The sequence below is a fragment of the Paraburkholderia dipogonis genome (genome assembly GCF_042680985.1).
Lineage (GTDB): Bacteria > Pseudomonadota > Gammaproteobacteria > Burkholderiales > Burkholderiaceae > Paraburkholderia > Paraburkholderia phytofirmans.
Genome location: NZ_JBHUFR010000038.1, coordinates 41,252 through 63,101, shown reverse-complemented (window position 1 = coordinate 63,101; position 21,850 = coordinate 41,252). Strand labels below are relative to the sequence as shown.

Sequence of the window (21,850 nt, the reverse complement as noted above, 5' to 3'; positions counted from 1 at the left end):
AAACATGAGCACCCATGAATCCGGTGACGCGTGGCAACCTGGCCAGCGCGAACTGCAGAACGCCGGCATCGTGAAGCTGATGCGCGCGCTGGATGTGCCGTCGTATGACGAGCTGATGCGCGTGTCGATCGCAGAGCCCGAGCGATACTGGAATATCGTGATGCGTGAATGCGCGATCGCATGGGACGAGCCGCCGACCGGCTACGTGAACCTGCAGCACGGCCCGCAGTTTCCGAGCTGGTTCCCCGGGGGCAAGCTCAACTGGGTCAACACCATCTACGCGTGGGCCCGGCATCCTGCCACGGCGCAGCAGAAAGCCGTGGTGGCCGAACGTGAGGACGGCAGCGTCAGCACGCTGACCTATGCGGAACTGGAGCAGCGCGTACACGATTTCGCTGCCGGGCTCGCACAGTACGGTGTCAAACAGGGCGACAGAATCGGCCTGCTGATGGAAAACGGCGTTGAGGCGACTATCTCGCTGCTGGCCATCGTGCACCTCGGTGCACTGGTTGTGCCGTTGTTCAGCGGCTTCGGCGTGGATGCCATCGTGGCCCGCCTCTCGGCCGCCGAAGCACGCATGGTCATCGCCTCCACCGGCTTCTCGCGCCGCACCAAGCGTGTCGACGTGCAAGGCGCACTGCGCGACGCGTGGCGCCAGTTGCCACTGGTCGAACATGTGATCTGGAAGCGCGGTGACAACGACATCGCGCAGGATACGCGCGACCTGGACTGGCAGAAAACCGCGACTGCGGCAGAGGGCCAGGGCAACGCCCCCGTGTCCGTCACCCCCGACACGCCTTTCATGGTGATCTACACCTCGGGCACCACGGGCAAGCCCAAGGGTGTGGTGCATACGCACGGCAGTTTCCCTATCAAGATCGCGCACGACTCGCTGATTCACTTCGACGTGCATCCTGGCGACGTCTATTGCTGGCCCGCCGACATGGGCTGGATCGCCGGCACGTTGGTACTGGGCTGTGCGCTGCTGCGCGGTGCGACGCTGGTGTGCTATGACGGCGCCCCCGATTACCCCGACTGGTCGCGCATGTCGCGCGTGGTGGAACGTCACCGGGTCACACACTTCGGCTCGGCCCCCACGCTGATCCGCGGGATGGCCAGCCACGAAGAACTGGCGCTTGCTGGCGATCGTTCGACCGTACGGTTACTGATTACGGCAGGCGAAGGCATCGCGCACGAGCATTTCAACTGGTTCCTGCATCGGTTCGGCGACGGCACCGCTCCCGTCATCAACTACACGGGTGGTACCGAGGCGTCAGGCGCGCTGCTCGCGAGCGTCCCGATCCGTCCGATTCCACCGAGCGGCTTCAACACCGTGTCTCCCGGCGTCGCCGCGGACGTGGTCAATGCCGATGGCCAGAGCGTGACTGGCGAGGTGGGCGAACTGGCCATCCGTGCGCCCTTCGTGGGCATGACGCATTCATTCTGGCGGGACGACGAGCGCTATCTGGAAACCTACTGGCAGACCATCCCGGGCGTCTGGGTGCATGGTGACCTGGCATTGCGCACGCCTGACGGCAACTACTTCATGATGGGCCGCTCCGACGATACGCTCAAGGTCGCCGGCAAGCGCCTGGGGCCAGCCGAGGTCGAAGAAGTCGTGCTGGAATTGCCCGACGTTGTCGAGGCGGCTGCAATCGGCGTGGCCGATGCCGACAAAGGCCAGAAGCTCGTTGTATTCGTCGTGGCCAGGCCCGACGCGAGCATCGCAGGCGCCGATCTCGAGGTCATCGTCTCGGGACACGTCGACAAGCGCCTGGGCCGCCCTTTCCGGCCGGGCCACGTGCATGTAGTCGCGCAACTGCCGAAGACACGCAGCTCCAAGATCATGCGGCGCGTGATCCGCAGCGTGTACTGCGGGCAGCCACCGGGCGATCTGTCGTCGTTGGACAATCCCGCCGCGCTTGACGAAGTGCGCGCGGCTGCGACCTCTGCCTAATATGGTGAACGAAACATGAAAGTACTCGAAGGCATCAAGGTTCTCGACTTCGGACGCTTCATTGCCGGGCCGTTCTGCTCTGCCCTGCTGGCTGACTACGGTGCCGACGTCATCCGCATCGACCGCATCGGCGGGGGCGAAGACCGCTTCATCGTGCCCGTAACCGAACAAGGCGAAGGCGCACTGTTTCTGCAGGTCAACCGCAACAAGCGCTCCATGACGCTCGATCTCGACAGTCCCGAGGGACGCGATATCGCGCGCAAGCTGGTCGCCGATGTCGATGTAGTGATCGCCAACATGCCGCCGCGCACGCTCAAGAGCCTGGGGCTGGATTACGAAAGCCTGCGGGAAATAAAGCCTGACATCATCCTCGTCGCCTCCAATGCTTTTGGAAACAGCGAGGCCGTGCGCGACCGCGTGGGTTTCGACGGCGTAGGTCAGGCCCTGAGCGGCGCCGTGTACATTGCGGGCACGCCGGATCGACCGCAAAAGGCCATGGTGCCTGTGGTGGACTTCGCCACGGCCTTTTCCTGTGCGCTCGGCGTCATGCTGGCGCTCTACGAACGCCAGCGCAGCGGCTTGGGTCAGGAAGTCAGCGCCTCGCTGCTGTGCACGGGTCTCAACCTGGCCAGCGGTGCATTGATCGAAGAAGCATTGCTTGGCCTGGATCGCCAGGCCACGCTGAACCGCGCGTCTGGCTACGCGCCTTCCGACATCTTCAAGGCCACGGATGGATGGTTCATCACCCAGGTCATTGGCAGGCCGATGTTCAAGCGCTGGACGCAGCTCGTGGACCGGCCGGAGCTACTCGACGATCCGCGTTTCGCCGACGATACGCTGCGTGGTGAAAATGGCGAGTTCCTGAGCGATCTCATGAGCAAATGGTGTGCGGACAAGACACTGGCCGAAGCGCTGAACGCGCTCGAAAAGGCGCGCATCCCGGCCAGCCCTGTCAACTCACCACGCCAGGCGCTGGAGGACGAGACCATCAAGGCTGCCGACGTGATCAGATGGATGGACTATCCCGGCGCGCCGAAGAAGGTACCCATCTTCGCCACGCCGGTTTCACTGTCGCGCACGCCTCCGGAAATCCGGACCCGGCCGCCGCTGACGGGTGAGCACACGGATGAAATCCTGGCGGGCATTGGTCTGGATGCTCAAACGGTCGCCGATCTGAGATCGCGGAGAATCGTCTGACCAACCCAGCGCACATCGTCGGGCCAGTGACGATGTGCGCGAGCGGTCCCCCTCCTCATTTCGTTCCTCACTCGGCGGGTCTTTCCTGCGCCTCGGCACGAACAGATTCGTCACGTGCACTACATCGAGAGGCCTAACCCTGCGCGCTCGCGAACCGGCGTTGAGGCTCAGAATCTCGCTGTTCAATTTCAGCCGATTTTTCTGCCCATTACGGAACGCCGAGCCGACGTCGACAGCGCCGACGCTCCGGTCGCCGCTCTGGGTCGTCGCAGAGTGAACGCCGCAACTTCACTGAATACCGGAAAATACAATTTAGACTATTGTCGTAAGACCCACTTAACAATACGACTTATGGACCCTTCTCAGCTCCCTTCACTCGCATGGTTTGTGCATATCGCTCATCATCTCAGCTTCACCCGTGCAGCCGCCGAGATGGGGGTATCACGCGCGGCGCTGTCGCAAAACCTCAAGGCGCTCGAGCGGCAGTTAAACGTGAAGCTTCTCTACCGGACGACTCGCGACATGTCGCTGACCGAGGATGGGCAACGATTGTTCGACACGCTGCGGCCGGCGTTCGGTTCGATCGATCAGGCGGTCCGCAGCCTGCACGAAGTCCGGCACGAGCCGTCGGGGCTGCTACGTGTCAACACGTCGCGGGTCGCCGCGAGAAAGCTGATCGAGCCGCATTTGGGTGAATTCATGGAACGCTACCCGCTTCTACGGGTGGAACTCGTGATGGACGACGGGCTGTCGAACATCATCGCCGACGGATACGACGCGGGTATCCGCCTCGGCGAAAGCCTTGCGGAACACATGGTTGCCGTGCCGATCACGCCGATGCTAGAAATGGCCGTGGTCGGCTCGCCAGACTATTTCGCGCGCCACGGTAAACCCGCCACGCCTGCCGACCTGATCGGGCACAACTGCCTGTGCTATCGCCACACGACGAGCGGTGCAATCTATCGTTGGGAGTTCACGTCGTCCGAAATCGAAGGCCACGCCTTCGAGGTCGAACCGCAGGGCAGTGTGGTCACGAACGACGACGACGGCATGATTCGCGCTGCACTGCAAGGTATCGGCCTGATTCAGCACCAGGACATCGCACTGCGCGAGCATCTGACCGCCGGCACACTGGTGCGTGTACTCGACGCGTGGTGTAAGCCATTTCCTGGATACTACCTGTACACGCCGTCGCGCGAACAGATGCCTGCGAAGGTGCGCGCGCTGATGGATTTCCTTGTCGAGAAACGCGAACATCTCGCCCGCGACATGGCAAAGCACGAGGTCAGATCATCCGCATTAAAGCTCCGCAAGTCACGGACCAATCGAGCATGAGAGACGGCGTGGCGCAATGCGCCGCCGCTCAACTCTTATCGCGCTGCGCAAAATCGAGCACTGATGCAACCAGCGACGGCGATTCGATGCGGTAACGGTATTGCATCCACCGCTCCATCGACAGCCCGTCGTTCAGTGGCATCTCCAGCGCGCGACGTGCCATCTGCTTCATTGCCGCAAGCGCATCGGCATCGATTCGACCGATCTCGGCGGCGAGCTGCATCGTCACCGAGTCGAGTTCGTCGCTGCTCACCGCCAGCGACACTAGTCCCATACGCTCGGCGTCGCGTCCTGTCATGCGCCGTCCAGTGATGAGGTAGTACATCGCGCGAGCGAATCCGATCTTCCTGGGCAACCGCTGCGAGCTGCCGCCGCTCGGCAGCAGATTGCGCTGCAGATGCGCATCGCCGAGTTCCGCGTTCTCGTCAGCCACCACAATGTCACATGCCAGTGCCAGTTCGAAGCCGCCGGCCAGCGCATGGCCGTTGACAGACGCGATCACGATCTGCCGCGCGCCCTCCATCGACGAGAACGTGTCCTGCATCAGGTCCTGGTGCTCCATGTGCGCGGCGGGATTCGAGAGCACGCCGCTTGCGAGCCATTTCAGGTCATTGCCGGCGCAGAATGCGCGTCCGCTGCCGCGAATCACGATTACGCGAATTTCGAGCGCGGGATCGGCGGCCGTCCGCACGGCATCGTTCAGTGCCGCGAGCGTCGGGCCGTCGAGCGCGTTCATCCGTTCGGGGCGATTCAGCGTGACAACGCGAACGCCGGACATCGAATCGTCGATAAGGAGCGAGTTCGTCATGGGCCGTTACTATGAAATGCAGTCCGGCACGAACGGACCCGTGCAGGCCCCCGATGCGACCGCGACATCTCCGACGCGAGGCGCCGCGCATCGGCGAACCGGCGCCGTTCGGGTCTCGTCCGAGGCGATACCGGACAAAACTACTTCGTTGCTCATACCGTCTCCTTATCGTCTGGATCGACCTGCACCGGTTTGCGATATGCCAGCACGTCCGCCCCTGCCCACATTAAACGCGCGCCCCGTCGGTATTCGCAATGCGACACGCGAGTTGTTCCGAAAGTTGGAAATGAACGCGATGCCGGCGTTGTCGCCGGTAGCGACGACGAGCGCATCACAGCCGCCCCTTCCGAAGTACGAAACAATATGAGGCAAACGGCTCGGCAAAGACGTGCGCTGTGATGCAATCGAATATTCGTGCCCAGACAAGCACGACACATTTTTCTAGTGCGGCCGGCGCTTGATCTGCGAGAACACTCTTTGAGCTAGGCCGTCCGCCAAACCCATCTCCGGGGAGACACACCATGTCGTTGCTGCACACCATCCGCTCGCGGATCGGCCATGCGGAAATCGTGCAGATCGTCGAAATGGACATCAGCCGGATTCTGGAAACGCTGCTGCCCGACGCCACGCCCGACGTGATGAAGACCATTCCGTGGATGAAGCCTCCCTACGTGAACGATGATCACAGCATGCGCGCCGTCAGCCAGTGTTTCATCATCAGGATAGGCGCGCGCATGCTGGTGGTGGACACCTGCGTCGGGAACGACAAGCACACTGCCGGCTTCGACGCGTTCGCCGAACTGCAACTCGAATTTCTGACCACGCTGGAGCAGGCGGGAATCGATCGCCACGCGGTCACCGACGTGCTGTGCACGCACCTGCATTTCGACCACGTTGGCTGGAACACCTACAGGCAGGACGGCCGGTGGCTGCCCAGTTTCCCCAACGCGAAATACTACTTCGGCAAGAAGGAGTACGAATTCGCGCAAAAGGGCAACCCGAAGGACGCGATGTACGAGGCGCAGGACATGTCGTTCCAGGAGTCCGTCAAGCCTGTCGTCGATGAAGGTCTCGCGAACTTCATCGACCGCGACACCGACCTGGGCGACGGAATCTCGGTGTTCTCCGCGCCGGGACACACCATCGGCCACATTGCCATCGAGGTCGACGCCGGCACCGAGAAATTCATCATCGGCGGCGACGCGATGCATCACCCGGTACAGGTCGCCAAACCGGACATGGCACAGGTTCTGGACTACGACAACGCACAGTCGTCGGCCACGCGACACGCGTTGCTGTCGCGCCTCGACGGCAGCGCCACGCTGTTCACCTGCACGCATTTCTGTTCACCGTCGTTTGGGTTAATTACCCGCGATCCGAAAGGCGACTACATGTTCACCGGCGTTCACAAGTAACGCCCATTTTTTTCCAACCCATGCTCAGTCTCGTCTCTACACTCGACCGGTTAAACGTCCGCCCCGGACGCCTGTTCATCGATGGCCAATGGCTGGACTGGTCTGATGCGCGTTTCGACCAGCTCAACCCCAATACGAACGAGGTCATGACCAGCTTCGCCGAGGCGGGCCCGCGCGGTGTGAATCTCGCCGTGGCTGCGGCACGCAGGGCGTTCGACGAAGGCCCCTGGCCGCACCTGCGCGCGCAGGACCGCAAGCGCCTGTTGCAGCCTATTGTCGAACGCCTGTACGCGGCCGAGGAGGAGATCGCCCAGCTACAAACGCTCGACAACGGCATTCCCTACGCCTTCAGCCGCAACTCGCGCGTTTCCGCCAAGGCGGCCGCCGACATCTTCGATCACTTCCTGGGGTGGATCGACAAGATCAACGGCGAGACGCTGCCGATCTTCTCCAGCGCGTCGAACATGCAGTACATGACATTCCGCGACCCCGTCGGCGTGGTCGCGGCCGTATTGCCGTACAACGGCCCGGTGATGACGTTCGCGATGAAAGTGGCGCCGGCGCTGGCCTGCGGCTGTACCGTAATCGTCAAGCCGTCGGAACTCACCAACCTGGCCGTGAGCAGGCTTGCGCAGATCCTTGCCGAGAGCGACTTGCCGCCTGGCGTGTTCAACCTTGTGACCGGCGGCACCGAAACCGGGGCCGCGCTGACCTCGCACGCCGGCGTCGACAAGGTGAGCTTTACCGGCAGCCCTGTCATCGGCGAAAAGATCACGGTCGCCAGCGCACCGACCATGAAACGTCTGTCACTGGAGCTGGGCGGCAAGAGCGCGGCGCTGGTCTTTCCCGACACGCGCAGTGTCCATACTGCCGCGCAAGCGCTGATGGGGCTGTGCTCCACCTTTTTGTCGGGACAGGTCTGTACCACGCCTTCACGCGCGGTCGTGCATCGCTCAATCATGGACGAGTTCCTGCACCACGCGCAGGCACAACTCCGCAAAGTGCGGTTCGGCGATCCGTTCGACGCCGCCACCACGTCAGCGCCGATGATTTCCCGGCGTCACCAGGCGCGCGTGCTCGAATACGTCGAAAGTGGTCAGCAGCAAGGTGCGACGCTATTGGCCGGCGGTCGTTTGCCGGGCGGCGATTTAGGCAACGGCAACTGGGTCGAGCCCGCGCTCTTCGCCGACGTGCGCAACGACATGAAGATCGCCCAGGATGAAATCTTCGGCCCCGTGCTGTCGGTGATTCCGTTCGACACTGAGGAGGAAGCCATCCGCATCGCCAACGACAGCGAGTACGGCCTGGCCGGCTGCATCTACACCACGGACGTGAGCCGCGCCTTCCGCGTGGCACGCGCGGTGAAGAGCGGCTCGATCGGCGTCAACGGCTTCGCCAGCATTCCGAATGCGCCTTTCGGCGGCATGAAACGCTCGGGCGTGGGGCGCGAGGGCGGCTGGTCGACGATCGAGGCGTTCACCGAACTGAAGACCCTCAACTTCAATCTGGATGCCTGAACCATGAGCGAAACGTTCGATTATGTGGTCGTCGGCGCTGGCAGTGGCGGCAGCGTGGTGGCCGCCCGCCTGGCCGAAGCCGGCCATACTGTGTGCGTGCTCGAAGCCGGCCCGCCCGATACCAATCCCTTCATTCACATCCCGGCCGGGTACATCAAGAACCTGTTCAACGACAAGCTGGTGTGGCGCTTTCGCAGTGGCCCCATCGCTGGCACGGACGGACGCACCATCGAGTTGACGCAGGGCAAGGTCGTCGGCGGCTCGGGTTCGATCAACGGGATGGTGTACAACCGCGGTCAGCACGCCGACTTCGACAACTGGGCTGCGCTGGGCAATCCGGGTTGGGGCTACGACGACGTACTGCCGTTTTTTAAAAAGGCGGAAACGCGGATCGGACCCGGCGATGACCGCTATCGTGGCCGCAGCGGGCCGCTGATCATTACCGACCCCATCTTGCCCGCCCCCTTGTGCGACCTGTTCATCGAAGCAGTCGAGAGCCTGGGCTACCCCTATATCGCCGACTCGAACGCCGAAGCGCAGGACGGTGTTGGCCCGTGGCATTTTATGATCGACACGCGCGGTCGTGCGCCGCGACGCAGAAGCGCCGCCAGGGCTTACCTGCATCCGGCCATCAAGAACGGCCGCGTGACGCTGCGTACCGGCAGCCCTGCCACCCGCGTGCTGCTGGACGGTCGCCGCGCCACGGGCGTGCGTTACCGGGCGGGCGGCGCCAGCGCACCCGAGCACGAAGTGCGCGCCAACCGCGAGGTCATCGTGGCGGCAGGCGCGCTGAACACGCCTCGCCTTCTGCAAATCTCGGGCATCGGCGACAGCGCGCATCTGCGCGCGATCGGCGTGCAGACGCGGGTCGACCTTCCCGGCGTCGGCGCCAACCTGGTCGATCACTTCAACCTTCGTGTGGCCGTCAAGGTCAAGGACATCGCCACCATCAACGAGCGCGGACGCGGCTTGCCGCTAGTCAGGGAGATCGCAAAGTACTTCCTCGGACGGCCCAGCATCCTGAGCATGGGCCCCGTGCCGATGCGTTTTTTCTTCCGCTCCGAACCTGCGTTGTCTCGGCCCGACCTGCAAGTTTCGTTCACGCCGGGCAGCTATCAGGAGGGACTGCCCGGCCTGCTGGATCATTATCCGGGTATGACGCTCGGCGGCCACAAGCAGCGCCCCGACAGTCGGGGTTGGGTCAAGGCACGCTCCGCCAACATCGACGAACTGCCCGAGGTGCAGCCCAACTACCTGACCGACGAGTCGGACCAGCGCGCCATGGTGGCGGTGGTAAAGATGGCGCGCACCGTGCTGCAGGCCAGGCCGTTCGCGCCGTACTACGTCGACGAAATGTTCCCCGGCAACGAGGTGCGCACCGACGACGAGATCCTCGCGTTCGCGCGCCAGCGCGGCGGCACCGTCTATCACCACAACGGCACCGCGCGCATGGGGCCCGACAGCGATCCGATGGCCGTGGTCGATGCGCGACTGCGCGTTCGCGGCGTGCAGGGATTACGTGTGGCCGACGCGTCCGTCATGCCATCGCCGATCTCGGGCGCGACCAATGCCGCCACCATCATGATTGGCGAGAAGGCTGCCGACATGCTGGTTCAAGACGCGAAGACGACGGCCTAGACACGCGTCCGACGGATGCCGCCTGCCTTCCCGAACGCGAGTGGGTGGACGGCAATGCGATGCACGAAAACCGACAACCGTTGGCCCGATCAGGGATGATCTCGACCGGCAAGCTTGTCTCGTCGTTTCATGGCCTTTATTCCGTACTTCGAGGTACCTTCCCGGTCAGCAAACAGGCGCAGCGTCACCGTCGATCCGGCTGTCATCCCGGCCGACCCGCTCATCTAACGAATGGTAGATCGATTCGAAAAAGACGACTCCATCCGGTCAAACCCAGACGCCCGCGCGGCGTCCGGATCATGCAGGTCGCGCTTAATGGATAACACCCATAGCACATCACTTCCGATCTCGCCAAACTACCTAACAATAGTTTGATAAAAACACTCACAGGTATCGCCGCCGGCCGCTTCGATTGAGCGGCGATGAGCGCTCGATGCGCTTGATCGATGCGAAGCTGTCGCCTCGAATGTCGTGTCTTTCGTATTTGCCGAAAATATCCCGCAGCAGCTGAACGATCGTATTGGAGGAATGATGAGGAATGCCATGAATGAATCCCCGCCCGTCGGCGGCCTAAGCGACGCACTAGCGGGACGAACCTCCGTCCAGACCGGGCATGACAGCCTTCGGTCGTGGTACATCCTGATCATTCTCACGCTGGCGTATTCGCTCGCTTACATTGATCGCCAGATTCTCAACCTGCTCGTCGACCCGATCCGGCATTCGCTCGCCATTTCCGACACGCAACTCAGCCTAGTCCAGGGCATCGCGTTCATTTCCGCGTATCTGATCGCGTCGCCACTTTTCGGCCGGCTCGTCGACGTGACCAATCGACGCAACATCCTGCTGGTCGGCATCTGTTTGTGGTGCATCTTCACCGCCCTGTGCGGCAAGGCCACGACATTTCAAGGGCTATTCCTCGCGCGCTTCGGCGTCGGTGCCAGCGAAGCGTGCGTGTTTCCGATTGCACTGTCGATGATCGCCGACTGCTTTTCGGCGAAGCAAATGCCGCGCGCGATGAGCATCTTCATCCTCGGCCCAATGCTAGGCGGGGGACTCTCACTCGTCGCCGGCGGCCTCGTCATCTCGTTCGCGCGCGACGTCCACCAGCAGTTTCCGTTGCTCGCTGAGTTCGAAACCTGGCAGCTCGCATTTGTTCTGATCGGGCTGCCAGGCATTCTGTTCGCATTGCTGGTATTGCTGACAATGCGCGAGCCGGTGCGCAGCAAAGTCGTCAGCGGCAGCGCGGATGAGCGTCAGTACTCGACCCGAGAATCAGCCGCGTTTATTTGGGAGCGGCGCGGGTTCTACGCGCGCATGTTGTTCGGTGTCGGCATGCTCGCGATCGTTGTACTCGGTATGCCCGCATGGCTGCCGACGTATCTGATCCGTTCACACGGCATGCCGGCAGCGCTCGTCGGATTCCGCTTTGGCGCACTGGTGGTTGGCTCCGGCGTCGTCGGCGTGCTGGTCGGACCATGGGTCGTTCGCCGGTTCGAAAAGCGTGGCTATGAAGATGCCCCCCTGCGAACTGCCGCGTTCGCGATGATACCGATGCTGCTCTGCTGTGCGAGCATTCCGTTTGCGCCGGGCGCCACCGGCACACTGGCCGCGGCCGCAGGCACGGTCTTTTTCTTCACTCTGCCTACTGCCTGCATGGCCGCTGCACTGCAGCTCGTCGCACCCAGTCGCATGCGCGGTATTGTCGGAGCGCTCTACTCGTTCTTCGCCCAATTGATCGGGTTTGGACTCGGTCCGACGTTGATTGCGTTCGTCACGGATCGCGTGTTCGGCAATCCGAAGATGGTCGGCAATTCGATCGGATTCGTCTGCACGATTGCGGCGGCACTGGCCATGTGGCTTTTGTTCACGGCGCTGCCGCACTATCGCCGATTGCTTGCGGAGGAGCGCGGAGAGGAAGTTGGTTGACGTTGCGTGATGTTGGCCAAGGTCAATCATCGCTGCGGCTAACCCGAGGAAGGCTCGACCTGAGAGACCGCCCATTTTTTGCGGAATAGATAATAGACCCTTAAGCCCTGTCTTTAGCGACAGATGCGGCACTGCGGCTTTTCGCACATATAGAGAATTGAGCGAACAGATCGCCGCCACCGCTGTCGCGGCGTGATGAAGCCAAAGCCCTTGCTGTCGTTGAACCACTTGACGGGAGCGGGCCTATAGAAGCAACACGTCCCAACTTAAAAATTCGCCGGCCTCGAACGTTGCTCGGCCCCGCAGACTAGAAAGCGCGCGAGGCGGCAATCGCCTCGCGCTTCTCCACGAGGAAATCGATGAGCGCCCTGACCTTGGCCGGCATCTGTGCACGGGTCGGTGCGTAGACATAAAAGCCCGCAAAGGGCTTGCACCACTCCTGCAACACACGCACAAGCGCCCCCGAAGCCAAATGTTGCTGCACGGCAATGTCGATGTGCTGGATGAGTCCGACACCCTGTAACGCAGCGCGGATCATACCGTCGTCGTCATTGGTGGTAATGCTTCCCCGCGGCTCAACCACGAAACTGTGGCCCGACTCTTGTGGCGACGTAAATTCCCAAGGATGAATTGCCCCACTCACTTGCCGGAAGCGCAAGCAATTGTGCTGCGCGAGATCGGTCGGCGTCACTGGCTTGCCGTAGCGTTTGAAGTAGGCCGGCGTGCCGACCACTGCCATCTCCAAATTCGGAGTAATGGGCACGGCAACCATGTGTTGAGCGAGGCTCTCACCGATCCGAATGCCAACGTCACACCCGTCGGCCACGATGTTGGCAAGGCCATCATCCATCACCAACTCAAGACCCAGTCTCGGAAAGCGGGTACTGAACTCCTCGAAGTGTGGCTCTATCAGCGTCTTCGCTGCGACGCGCGAAGTATTCACACGAATCAACCCCGAAGGCTCGTCACGCGCCTCGTGTAACGCGTCGACGGTGCGCTCGACTGCGACCAGAGCGGGGTACCACACTTCGTAGAGCCGCTGCCCCTCCTCAGTCAGCGACATGTCGCGCGTCGTTCGATACAACAGCTTGACATTCAGCCGGCGCTCGAGCGCCTTCACATTCTGCGAAAGATTCGCTCGAGAAACGCCCATTTCCGCAGCCGCTTTCGTGAAGCTACGATGATGTGCGACGTGGGCAAACCACGCGAGAGACGGGAGCAATGAGGGATCCATGCAGGTGCGATTGTCAATTTGAAGATACCACTGTAGTCCAGATTGCGATCTTACGGAATTCCAATCGGCTCTCTATATTCGAGTCGTTGCCGCGTGGCTACCAACGATTCGGCCTAGCGAACTTACCCCTCCCCCTAAAAGGAGCTGTTATGAAAAGCGTCAAGATCAAGAATGTGTATTGGGACATCGCAGCCGACATCCACTACCCGCAGAATTTCGACGAAGATAAGAAATATCCCGCCATCATCAGCGCGCATCCGATCGGCAGTTGCAAAGAGCAAACCTCGGGGAACGTGTACGGCGAGGCTCTGGCCAAGGAAGGTTTCGTCGTCATTGCATTCGACGCCAGCTTTCAGGGGGATAGCGGCGGCGAACCCCGTTACATCGAAGATCCAACGTTGCGCGTCCAAGATTTTCGCGTTGTCTGTGACTACCTCGTGACGCTTCCGTACGTCGACGAAGAGCGTATCGGCGTGCTGGGCATCTGCGGTGGCGGCGGCTATTCGATCAATGCAGCCATGACCGAGCGTCGCATCAAAGCGGTCGGCACGGTCACGGGCGCCAACTATGGTCGCCTGATGCGTGAAGGCTTCAGCAACTACAACCCCATTGCCGCACTTGAAGCTATGGCCAAACAACGTACGGCGGAAGCACGCGGCGCCGCCCTGCGGGTGGACGATCTGTTGCCGCCGTCGCCCGAGGCTGCCAAGGAAGCCGGTCTCACGGAAGTCGACTTGTATGGTGCAACCGAATACTACCGTTCGGATCGCGGCCGTGCGCCGAACGGTGTCAACCGCTCGCTGTTTTCCCACCAGGCCGCCGCCGTGGGCTGGGACGCGTTCCACCTGTGTGAAACCCTGCTCACCCAGCCGCTGATGGTAGTGGTAGGCGACAAGGTCGGTGCTTTCGGTGCATACCGCGACGGCTGCGAAATCATCGGTCGCGCGGCTTCGAAAAAGAAGGAACTGGTGGTTGTCGAAGGCTGGTCGCACTACGACCTGTACGACAAGCCCGAGCCGGTCAGCAAGGCATTGGCCAAGCTGGTCCCCTTCTACAAAGAAAACCTGTAATCCCCATCGCCGCGATCGCTACGGCAACTTCTCGCGCCAGGGAGCCAACACGAGGCTTCCTGGTGTGGCTGCCCACGTTCCATGCGTGAGGCGCCCGTAACCGCGCTGCCGCGCATACGCAGGATCTGTCACGCTCATCGAACATGCTCCTACGTTCTCGCGCGAAGCCTACTTTCTGAATCCGGAATAAACATCATGACCAAGGTATTGATCCTCGGCGCCAGCGGACAGATTGCGCGCTGGGTCGTACAGATGCTGGGCGAGAAAAAGGACGTCAAACAGACCCTCCTAATACGCGATCCCAAAAAGCTGGCCGGCAACGAGCCCACCAACGCGAGCGTCGTTATCGGCGACGTACTAGACAAGAAACTCCTGCCGCGGATCATGGAAGGACAAGATATCGTCTACGCCAACCTGGCTGGCGACGTGGACACTCAGACCGAACATATTCTGGCAGCCATGAAAGCCAAGAATGTCAAACGGCTGATCTTCATCAACTCTCTCGGCATTTACGAAGAAGTACCGGGCGAATTCGGCGAGTGGAACCGTCGGGAGATCGGGCAATATCTGCCGCCCTATCGCAGGTCTGCCGATCTGATCGAAGCATCCGACTCGGAATACACCATCCTCCGTGCGGCTTGGCTTCAGGACAAGGATGAAGTGGCCTATGAGGTCACTGCACGAAATCAACCGTTCAAGGGAACCGAAGTTTCTCGCAAAAGCGTGGCTGCATTGGTAACCGAGTTGGTCGAACATCCCGACAAGCTGGTGCGCGCCAATGTCGGCGTCAACAAACCGGGAACCGACGGCGTTAAACCCGCCTTCGTCTGACGTCGTACACCGGTACGCTTAAATGGGGCGTCGGCATCACCTGATGGACCGACTCGTGGCGGCGTCTCGTCAGACCTGGGTGAAGCGAAAACGATACTTGTCGCCATCCCGCTCGACATGCTCGCCCGATCCATATCTGAAGTGGGCAGGAAAGAGCATCGTATCGGTGCCTGCAATTTCCTCGAGCACCGCGATGCGAACCTGTTCCGCAAGATCGCCGTTCCAGTCGTACGCAAAATGAAGATCCGGACGGATCAGTTGAACCGGATGATGTACCAAGTCGCCGGCGAACCGCCGCAGCAAGCCTAGATCATGCAGCTTCCAGGCGAGTGGCCGTACGCCGGCCGGAGCCACATGCCGTCACCGGCCTTGCCGAAAATGACTTCGTCTCCCTCGACGATATCCGCCTGCCCGACATCGATCACTGGTAAGACGGAATCGAGCCACAGTTCACGAATCATCGCATGGGTGCCCGGTGCGCTGAGATGGTCGACATCGCGCCTGTTCATGACATAGCGCGCATTCGGGAAAGTCGGCACCCAGCGCCCGTTGTCGAGGCGTGTGTTCCAGCCGACATGATCAACGTGCAGGTGCGTACACATGACCATGTCGACATCTTCCGGAGCAATATCGAGTTTCCGGAGCCTGTCGAGCCAAGGCGTATTCAGCCGATGGAAGGTTTCGGTCGAGCGATCCTTGTCGTTCCCGTTGCAACTGTCGATCAGGATCGTCTTTCCTCCGAAACGCACAAGGTAACTGCGAATGCTCAGACCACACCGTGCTTGAGTCGGATCGAGCGAAAGCACATCGTCCCAGTACCCCCTTCAGGCGGGAAAGGTCGCCTGCAGTTACGCCCGGGAACAGCACGTCGATCGGAAAACTCGTTTCCATTTCGACTACCTTCTGAATCTCCAACCTGCCAAGCACAATGGGCTGCATCGGAGCTTTCCCTTGTCTGTCGTTGTGATTTTCGTGTCGAAAGTATGAAAGCGTGGCCATCCAGCGCCGAAGCGACCACTCAGTCGCGAGGTCGGTCCAGCAGTTGCTTGATCAGCGCACGAACAATCGGATTCTGGTCTCGACCGCGCGCAGTGGCGATATGAATGCGTCGCAACGCCCATGGTTCGGCCAATTCCAGCACGGCAACCCGGCTAAACAGTTCATGACTGACAAGGCATTCCGGTTGAATGGTGACGCCCAGTCCGGCCTGCACCAGACTTACTGCGACGCCAGCGCTCCTGACGCTGTAGCGCGGCTTGAACTCTTCGCCCAGTCGCCGCGTGGCCGCACGTACCGCGCCAAGCATCGCCGTGACGGCGATAACATTCTCGGAAAGGAGATCCTTGAAGGTCACGCTTGCCTGCTCGCTCAAGCGATGCCCCTTCGGGACGACGGCAATCAACCTGTCTTCCCGGTATGGCGTTACATCGACGCCGCCTAGGTCCAGCTCGTGTGCGGCAGCGAACACGCCAATATCGGCTTCGCCTCGGACAACGGCCTGCACGATTTCGGCATTCTCGAGCTCCTGCATCACGAGGTCGACAAGCGGGTATTCCCGACAGAACTCGCCTACTTCGCGCGAAAGAAACGGGACGATGATCGACCGAGCGGACGCAATTGTCAGCTCGCCCTGCATGCCGTCGGTAAAGGACGTGATCTCGGATCGCATATCGTCCAGATCATCGAAAATCTTGCGGATATAGCGCAGTAGTACCGCACCGGCCGGGCTGGGCGAGACGCCTTTCGGGCCACGTTCGAGAAGTTTTACGCCGGCAATATCTTCGAGATCCTGAATACGCTTGGTTGCAGTGGACGCGGCGATATTCTCCCGGATCGCGGCCAGGCCGATCTGCTGCTCCTCAACCGCTGACACGAACAGCTTCAGCGTAAACAAATCGACCTGACGAATCAGGTGCAATCGGTTGAATGTACTCATGTCTCCTCGCGTGCACGTCTTCATGACCTTGTTAGGCGTCATGTCACACGGCGTGCACTTCCGCTCTCAAACGCCTCACCACGATAACGCGTCGATGCTGTTCCGTGTCTGTGTCGGCAGCGAAGTGTGCTTCCTCGTCGACTGACGTTAACCCTGATCGTACACCAACGTCATCTGCCCGGTACGCCAATAAATGACCCCGCCAGCCTGACGCAAATTGCGTGGCTGGCGGGATCATCGATCGTCGCTTGACGACTCAAACGGAACGGCATCCGCCTTGCTGCATCGTCGTCTACTTCGGGTAAAACGGTTAAGGACTGACCTTCAGAAGACTGTCGAGGAGCGAATTGTCGGCGCCGGTATCCTTCGCCAGATGCAGCGGCGGGGAACGCTTGCCGTCGAACGAAAGCGGCAGGCCAACGATACCGATCTCATCGTCCGACGGCTTCTCGATGATGCCAAGCGCCTGCGTCTGCTCGTGGGCCAAAACTTCCGCGGTCGTTTGAATCGGTGCAACCGGAATTCCGGCGGACTGCAACCGTTCCGTCCAGAACTCCCGCGTCCCCGTCGACAACCGATCGCCGATAAGGCGGTCGATCTCAGCGCGATTCTTCAGACGCCCCGCGTTCGTCGCGAACCGCTCGTCCGTCGACCATTCCGGATGGTCGAGCGCGGCACACAATCGCGCAAAGAGCGGATCGTTCGCGCAGCTCACGATGAGGAAACCATCCGCAGTCGCAAACGCACGGTGCGGCACGATAAACGCGACCCCCGACCCATGCCGACCACCCGGTTCGCCGTCTGCGTTGTAATTCGCGATGCCGACGGACATCCACGCAAGCGCAGTCTCCAGCAGAGAGGCATTCACGGTCGCCCCGCAGTGCTTCATCTGACGTCGGTACAGCGCAGCCAGAATGCCCATGGCAGCCCACATGCCCGCACCGAAATCGACGATCGACACCCCCGCTCGCACCGGTGCTTGACCTTCTTCGCCCGTGATGCTCATGACCCCGGAAAACGCCTGCATCAGCGGGTCGTAACCGGGAAGCGTATTCATCGGTCCGACATGGCCGAATGCACCGATCTCGCAGCAAATCAGCTCGGGCTTCGTAATCCGCAGGCTGTTTGCGTCGAGCCCATAATTCGCGGCCGCCCCGGGCCGCAGATTGTGAATGAATACGTCGGCACGCTCGGCAATCAACCGATGCAACGTCGCCAGTTGTTCCTTGTCCTTGATGTCGATGCAGATATTGCGCTTGCCGCGATTCAATGCGTGATAGGCCGCGCCGCTGCCTTTCCACATGCTTGGGCCCCACCCGCGCGCAGAATCGCCTGTCGCCCGTTCGACCTTCCATACTTCGGCCCCGAGCGACGCGAGTATTTTCCCGCTGAACGGCGCGGACGCGCTGTCGCTCAATTCAACCACCACCACGTTCGAAAGCGGTAGATCTCGTAACATGTCGCTCCTCCACTTCAATGTCTCGATCAGGTCATCGCGGCATCGGCCGGGTCCACATCGATACGGACTCGACCATGTGCCAACGCGCGATACCTGATCACGCAGTTAGCGTTATTGTTTCGACAACACGAATACCGGCAACTTCTGTTCGCCACGCTGCACGAACCGGACTTCGACACGCTGGCCAATCCGTATCGCTTCCGGCGCTTCGTCAATCTGCGAGAACAGGAAATAGCCCTCGTCCATGCGAATGAAGCCGACGGTGTACGGAACGATGCCGGCCCAGACCGGCGTCGGCCCGCGCGTGATAGTGCTGTATGAATAGATTTCGCCGCGGCCGGACGACTGCGTCCAGCCCAGCGACTTCGCACCACAGTGCGTGCAAAACGAGTGAGCCGGCCATACCGATTCGCGGCACGCAGTACAGCGCTGGAACGTCAGCTTCTCGTCGGCCAACGCGTCCCAGTAAGGCTGCGCATCGAGCAACCGGTACGGTTGCGGCCAGGTATTCGGCAAATGGGTTTCCGTCATGGGATCCTCTCGATCGGGTATCAGGTCTCGGACGACAGGAGCAGAACCGCACCCGCGGCGAGCATCCCTCCGGCGCCTTGCACGAGCGCGGTCTTCGGGCGGCGCGATGGCGCCAGTCCAAGCGGCTCACCGCGCAACTGGCGAACGGCTTCGACGATGCTGTCCATGTTGCATGAAATGCCAGGCTGACCAAACGACAGCCAACCGCCGTTCGTGTCGGTCGGCAGATCGCCGTCGACGCTCGTACGGCCTTCTCGATAGAGGTCGATGCCGCGCCCCTTCTTCGCGAAACCGAGATCCTCCATCACGATCGGCCCCATGTGCGCGAAGTTCACGGAGATCTGTGCCATGTCGATGTCGGAGGGACTCAGGCCCGACATCGCATAGGCTTGTCGTGCCGCCTCGGCAGTTGCAGTGGTCGTCAGGTTCGGAAATGCGCCGAGACTATCGAACCTGCATTGACGCATGTTCATGCGATCGGTCAGATATTCGTGCGTCGTGGCCGATCCGTAGCCGAGCAGGTACACCGGATCACGCGCGTGGCGCGCGTTTTCAGGCGATGTCACGACCAGCGCGCCGCCCGTGCCGCCCCCCCACGTCGAACACATCCAGCGTCGCAGAGGCGTCGCCACATACGGCGACGACAGCACCGCCGCGCGATCGATCTCGCCGAACTTCGCCTTCGCCGCGTGCGGATGATGGCGCCCCCAACGCTGATTCGCGATCGCGACATCAGCGAGGTCGTCCTCGGTGATGCCGAACTCGTGAAAGTAGCGCTGCGCCGCCTGTGCATAGAGCGCCGGAATCGTCGGGCCGTACGGGATTTCGAACTGAGGGTCCGCGTCGGCTTCCGCGCCCATCGCCACTGCGTCGACGAACAGCTCGGTCGCATCGCTTTGCAGACACAGCACGTATTCCGCGCGGCCGGCCGCGATCATCTGCGATGCGATCGCGAGTGTCGACGTCAGGCCGGCGCCATGCATCGTCAGCTCGCTCGTGAGCGTCACTGGCATCTGCATGTGCGAGATGAAGATGTTGCTCCACTGCGAACGCTTGTCGGCCCACGGCGAGCGTCCCGTGAATACCGCATCGACTTGGTCCTTGCGGATGCCCGCGTCGGCAAGCGCGTTGAGCGTTGCCTCGGCGGCCAACTGCAGCGGGTCCTTGCGATTCGCACGCGACGCATAGGCGTCACCCATGCCGACGATCACCGCAACCGGACGAGGAGTCATGGCCGCGCTCCTCAGACCTTGAACTCGGGTTGGGCTTCGGCGATCAGCGCCTCGAGATCCGCGCGCTTGCGCAGCATCAGCAGGCTCCATTCGCTGCGCTGCACGACTTCGCCGCGCTGGTTGTACGCCTGAATCAGCATCGTGCCAACGCCGAACTTGTCGTCCTTTTCCTTCTTGGCGATGACTTCAGCGCTCGCGTAGACCGTATCGCCGATCTTTACCGGATTCAGGAAGCGCATCTTGTCGACGCCGTAGTTCGCCTGGATCGCGGGACCGAACTGCAGCAGGCCGGAGATCAGCGAGAAGGTCAGCATGCCCTGCACGATGCGCTCACCCCAGCGCGTTCTCTCCGCGTATTCCTTGTTCGAATGAATCTCGATCCAGTTGCCCGTGAACATGCAGAACATCACAACATCGCTCTCAGTCACGGTACGGCCAGGCGAACGAAATTTGGTGCCCACCTCCAGCTCGTCGAGCGGAATGTTGATGCTGTTGTTGATAACGCTCATTACAGTGTCTCCTGTCGAATTCGGGGTAACGGCGCGCGGGCCTGCCCGCGCGCTCCGTTCATGTGAAGCGATACGACGTTACTGGCGCATCGATTTCGCAATGATCGTGCGCTGGATCTGCGACGTGCCGCCGCCGATCGTCGATTGAATGCTTTCGCGCAGATAGCGCTCCATGTCGGCTTCCGGCAGATTTGCATAGCCACCCAGGATCTGCATGCCTGCGAGCGCACACTCCTTCAGCGTCTCGGACCCGTAGAGCTTCGCCATCGATACTTCACGGCTGCACGGCACGTGGTCCGCCGCCATCCGCGCCGCGCGATAACAGAGCAGACGCGCCGCGTCGACCTTCGTCTGGCAGTCGGCGAGCAGGTGGCGAATCACCTGGAAGTCGTACAGTTGATGGTCGAACTGGATACGCTCGTGCGCGTAGCGCGTCGCCGTCGTCACTGCCTGCTGTGCATTACCCGTATAAGCTGCGGCCACCGCGCAGCGCTCGAGTTCGAGGTGTTCGGTGATGATCTTCCAGCCCTGCCCTTCCTCGCCCAGCAGCGCATCGCCCGGTACACGCACTTCGTCGAGGAAGATCTCAGTCGTACCGGTCGCGTGACGTGACAGCGTCGGAAGGCGGTTGATGACCATGCCCGGCGTATCGTTCGGAATCAGCAGCACGGACAGGCCTTTGTGCTTGTCGTCGGTGCTCGTGCGAACCAGCATCGCGATCACGGTGTCTTTCGCCGCCGCGCCGCTGCACCACAGCTTCTGGCCGCTGACGATCCAGTCGCCGTTGCTGTCGCGGCGTGCGCGCGTCTTCGTGTTCGCTGCATCGGAACCTGCGTCGGGCTCGGAAATCGACACCGAAAAGCGGATCTTTCCGTCGATGAAGGGCTGCACGTACTTCGCTTTCTGAGCCGGCGTGCCGAACTTGGTGATGTTCATCGCGGTAAACGTCGGCACGAGCACCGAGCACGCGAAGTCAAAGCCGAACTTGCCAAGACCTTCAGCCATCAGCGAGTAATCGAAAATGTCGCCACCCGAGCCGCCCTCGGCTTCCGGAATCAGGATCCCGAGCCAGCCTTGTTTCGCGATCTTTTCGTACGCTTCGTACGGGTAGTCGCGATTCATGTCGCACTTGCGCACGTATTCGACGGTAATCTCGTTGTCCATGAACTTGTTCACGGTGTCGAGCCACATCGTTTGCGATTCGTCGATAAAGTTTGCCATTTGTCTTCGCTCCTGTTGTGTGGCGTCTGCTCCT

Annotated in this window: 19 protein-coding genes and 1 pseudogene; 9 read left to right on the top strand and 11 right to left on the bottom strand. The window is 61.2% G+C overall.

Annotated elements, in window-relative coordinates:
* The first annotated feature begins 4 nt into the window (after positions 1-4).
* The 3 genes from ACFSNN_RS37795 to ACFSNN_RS37785 all read left to right on the top strand — a co-directional run bounded on the left by ACFSNN_RS37795 (position 5) and on the right by ACFSNN_RS37785 (position 4,489).
* Positions 5-1,957 (top strand): AMP-binding protein, encoded by a 1,953-nt coding sequence (locus tag ACFSNN_RS37795; RefSeq protein ID WP_134458500.1) that lies wholly within the window; start codon positions 5-7, stop codon positions 1,955-1,957.
* Positions 1,958-1,972: 15 nt separating this feature from the next.
* Complete coding sequence (locus tag ACFSNN_RS37790) at positions 1,973-3,154, top strand: CaiB/BaiF CoA transferase family protein (protein ID WP_134458498.1); 1,182 nt, start codon at positions 1,973-1,975, stop codon at positions 3,152-3,154.
* Between the two features lie 114 nt (positions 3,155-3,268).
* A complete protein-coding gene (locus ACFSNN_RS37785; RefSeq protein ID WP_244322826.1) occupies positions 3,269-4,489 on the top strand; it encodes a LysR family transcriptional regulator in 1,221 nt (406 codons plus the stop codon).
* 28 nt (positions 4,490-4,517) lie between these two features.
* Here the strand turns inward: ACFSNN_RS37785 and ACFSNN_RS37780 are convergent, their stop codons facing one another.
* On the bottom strand, positions 4,518-5,297 hold the full coding sequence (locus ACFSNN_RS37780) for an enoyl-CoA hydratase/isomerase family protein (protein ID WP_134458496.1): 780 nt from the start codon (positions 5,295-5,297) through the stop codon (positions 4,518-4,520).
* 521 nt (positions 5,298-5,818) lie between these two features.
* Here ACFSNN_RS37780 and ACFSNN_RS37775 point away from each other — a divergent pair.
* From ACFSNN_RS37775 to ACFSNN_RS37760, 4 genes are all read left to right on the top strand, one after another.
* Positions 5,819-6,712, top strand: coding sequence for an MBL fold metallo-hydrolase (locus ACFSNN_RS37775; protein ID WP_134458494.1), 894 nt, complete (start codon positions 5,819-5,821; stop codon positions 6,710-6,712).
* 20 nt (positions 6,713-6,732) lie between these two features.
* Positions 6,733-8,229, top strand: coding sequence for an aldehyde dehydrogenase family protein (locus tag ACFSNN_RS37770; protein ID WP_134458492.1), 1,497 nt, complete (start codon positions 6,733-6,735; stop codon positions 8,227-8,229).
* 3 nt (positions 8,230-8,232) lie between these two features.
* Entirely contained in the window at positions 8,233-9,867 is a 1,635-nt protein-coding gene (locus ACFSNN_RS37765) for a GMC family oxidoreductase (protein WP_134458490.1), read from the top strand.
* Positions 9,868-10,410: 543 nt separating this feature from the next.
* On the top strand, positions 10,411-11,793 hold the full coding sequence (locus ACFSNN_RS37760) for an MFS transporter (protein ID WP_244322825.1): 1,383 nt from the start codon (positions 10,411-10,413) through the stop codon (positions 11,791-11,793).
* Positions 11,794-11,944: 151 nt separating this feature from the next.
* Here ACFSNN_RS37760 and ACFSNN_RS37755 read toward each other — a convergent pair.
* Together ACFSNN_RS37755 and ACFSNN_RS37750 are read right to left on the bottom strand one after the other, a co-directional pair.
* A pseudogene (locus ACFSNN_RS37755) lies at positions 11,945-12,026 on the bottom strand (cold-shock protein); the annotation flags it as partial.
* 74 nt (positions 12,027-12,100) lie between these two features.
* Complete coding sequence (locus tag ACFSNN_RS37750; RefSeq protein WP_244322824.1) at positions 12,101-13,015, bottom strand: LysR family transcriptional regulator; 915 nt, start codon at positions 13,013-13,015, stop codon at positions 12,101-12,103.
* A gap of 161 nt (positions 13,016-13,176) precedes the next feature.
* Between ACFSNN_RS37750 and ACFSNN_RS37745 the strand changes: the two genes are divergently transcribed.
* Together ACFSNN_RS37745 and ACFSNN_RS37740 are read left to right on the top strand one after the other, a co-directional pair.
* Positions 13,177-14,097 (top strand): alpha/beta hydrolase, encoded by a 921-nt coding sequence (locus ACFSNN_RS37745; RefSeq protein WP_134458486.1) that lies wholly within the window; start codon positions 13,177-13,179, stop codon positions 14,095-14,097.
* A gap of 195 nt (positions 14,098-14,292) precedes the next feature.
* A complete protein-coding gene (locus ACFSNN_RS37740) occupies positions 14,293-14,928 on the top strand; it encodes an SDR family oxidoreductase (RefSeq protein ID WP_134458484.1) in 636 nt (211 codons plus the stop codon).
* Between the two features lie 69 nt (positions 14,929-14,997).
* Here ACFSNN_RS37740 and ACFSNN_RS37735 read toward each other — a convergent pair whose 3' ends face one another.
* The 8 genes from ACFSNN_RS37735 to ACFSNN_RS37700 form a co-directional block, all read right to left on the bottom strand.
* On the bottom strand, positions 14,998-15,231 hold the full coding sequence (locus ACFSNN_RS37735; protein ID WP_134458482.1) for an MBL fold metallo-hydrolase: 234 nt from the start codon (positions 15,229-15,231) through the stop codon (positions 14,998-15,000).
* A gap of 2 nt (positions 15,232-15,233) precedes the next feature.
* Complete coding sequence (locus ACFSNN_RS37730; protein ID WP_134458480.1) at positions 15,234-15,734, bottom strand: MBL fold metallo-hydrolase; 501 nt, start codon at positions 15,732-15,734, stop codon at positions 15,234-15,236.
* 212 nt (positions 15,735-15,946) lie between these two features.
* Complete coding sequence (locus tag ACFSNN_RS37725) at positions 15,947-16,864, bottom strand: LysR family transcriptional regulator (protein WP_134458478.1); 918 nt, start codon at positions 16,862-16,864, stop codon at positions 15,947-15,949.
* Between the two features lie 310 nt (positions 16,865-17,174).
* Positions 17,175-18,323 (bottom strand): CaiB/BaiF CoA transferase family protein, encoded by a 1,149-nt coding sequence (locus ACFSNN_RS37720; protein WP_134458476.1) that lies wholly within the window; start codon positions 18,321-18,323, stop codon positions 17,175-17,177.
* 111 nt (positions 18,324-18,434) lie between these two features.
* Positions 18,435-18,854, bottom strand: coding sequence for a Zn-ribbon domain-containing OB-fold protein (locus ACFSNN_RS37715; RefSeq protein WP_134458474.1), 420 nt, complete (start codon positions 18,852-18,854; stop codon positions 18,435-18,437).
* Positions 18,855-18,874: 20 nt separating this feature from the next.
* The gene (locus tag ACFSNN_RS37710) at positions 18,875-20,086 is read right to left on the bottom strand and encodes a thiolase family protein (RefSeq protein WP_166799283.1); all 1,212 of its coding nucleotides are present in this window, start codon (positions 20,084-20,086) and stop codon (positions 18,875-18,877) included.
* An 11-nt stretch (positions 20,087-20,097) separates the two neighbouring features.
* A complete protein-coding gene (locus ACFSNN_RS37705) occupies positions 20,098-20,595 on the bottom strand; it encodes a MaoC family dehydratase (RefSeq protein ID WP_039341337.1) in 498 nt (165 codons plus the stop codon).
* Positions 20,596-20,673: 78 nt separating this feature from the next.
* Complete coding sequence (locus ACFSNN_RS37700) at positions 20,674-21,816, bottom strand: acyl-CoA dehydrogenase family protein (RefSeq protein WP_134458472.1); 1,143 nt, start codon at positions 21,814-21,816, stop codon at positions 20,674-20,676.
* Positions 21,817-21,850 lie beyond the last annotated feature (34 nt).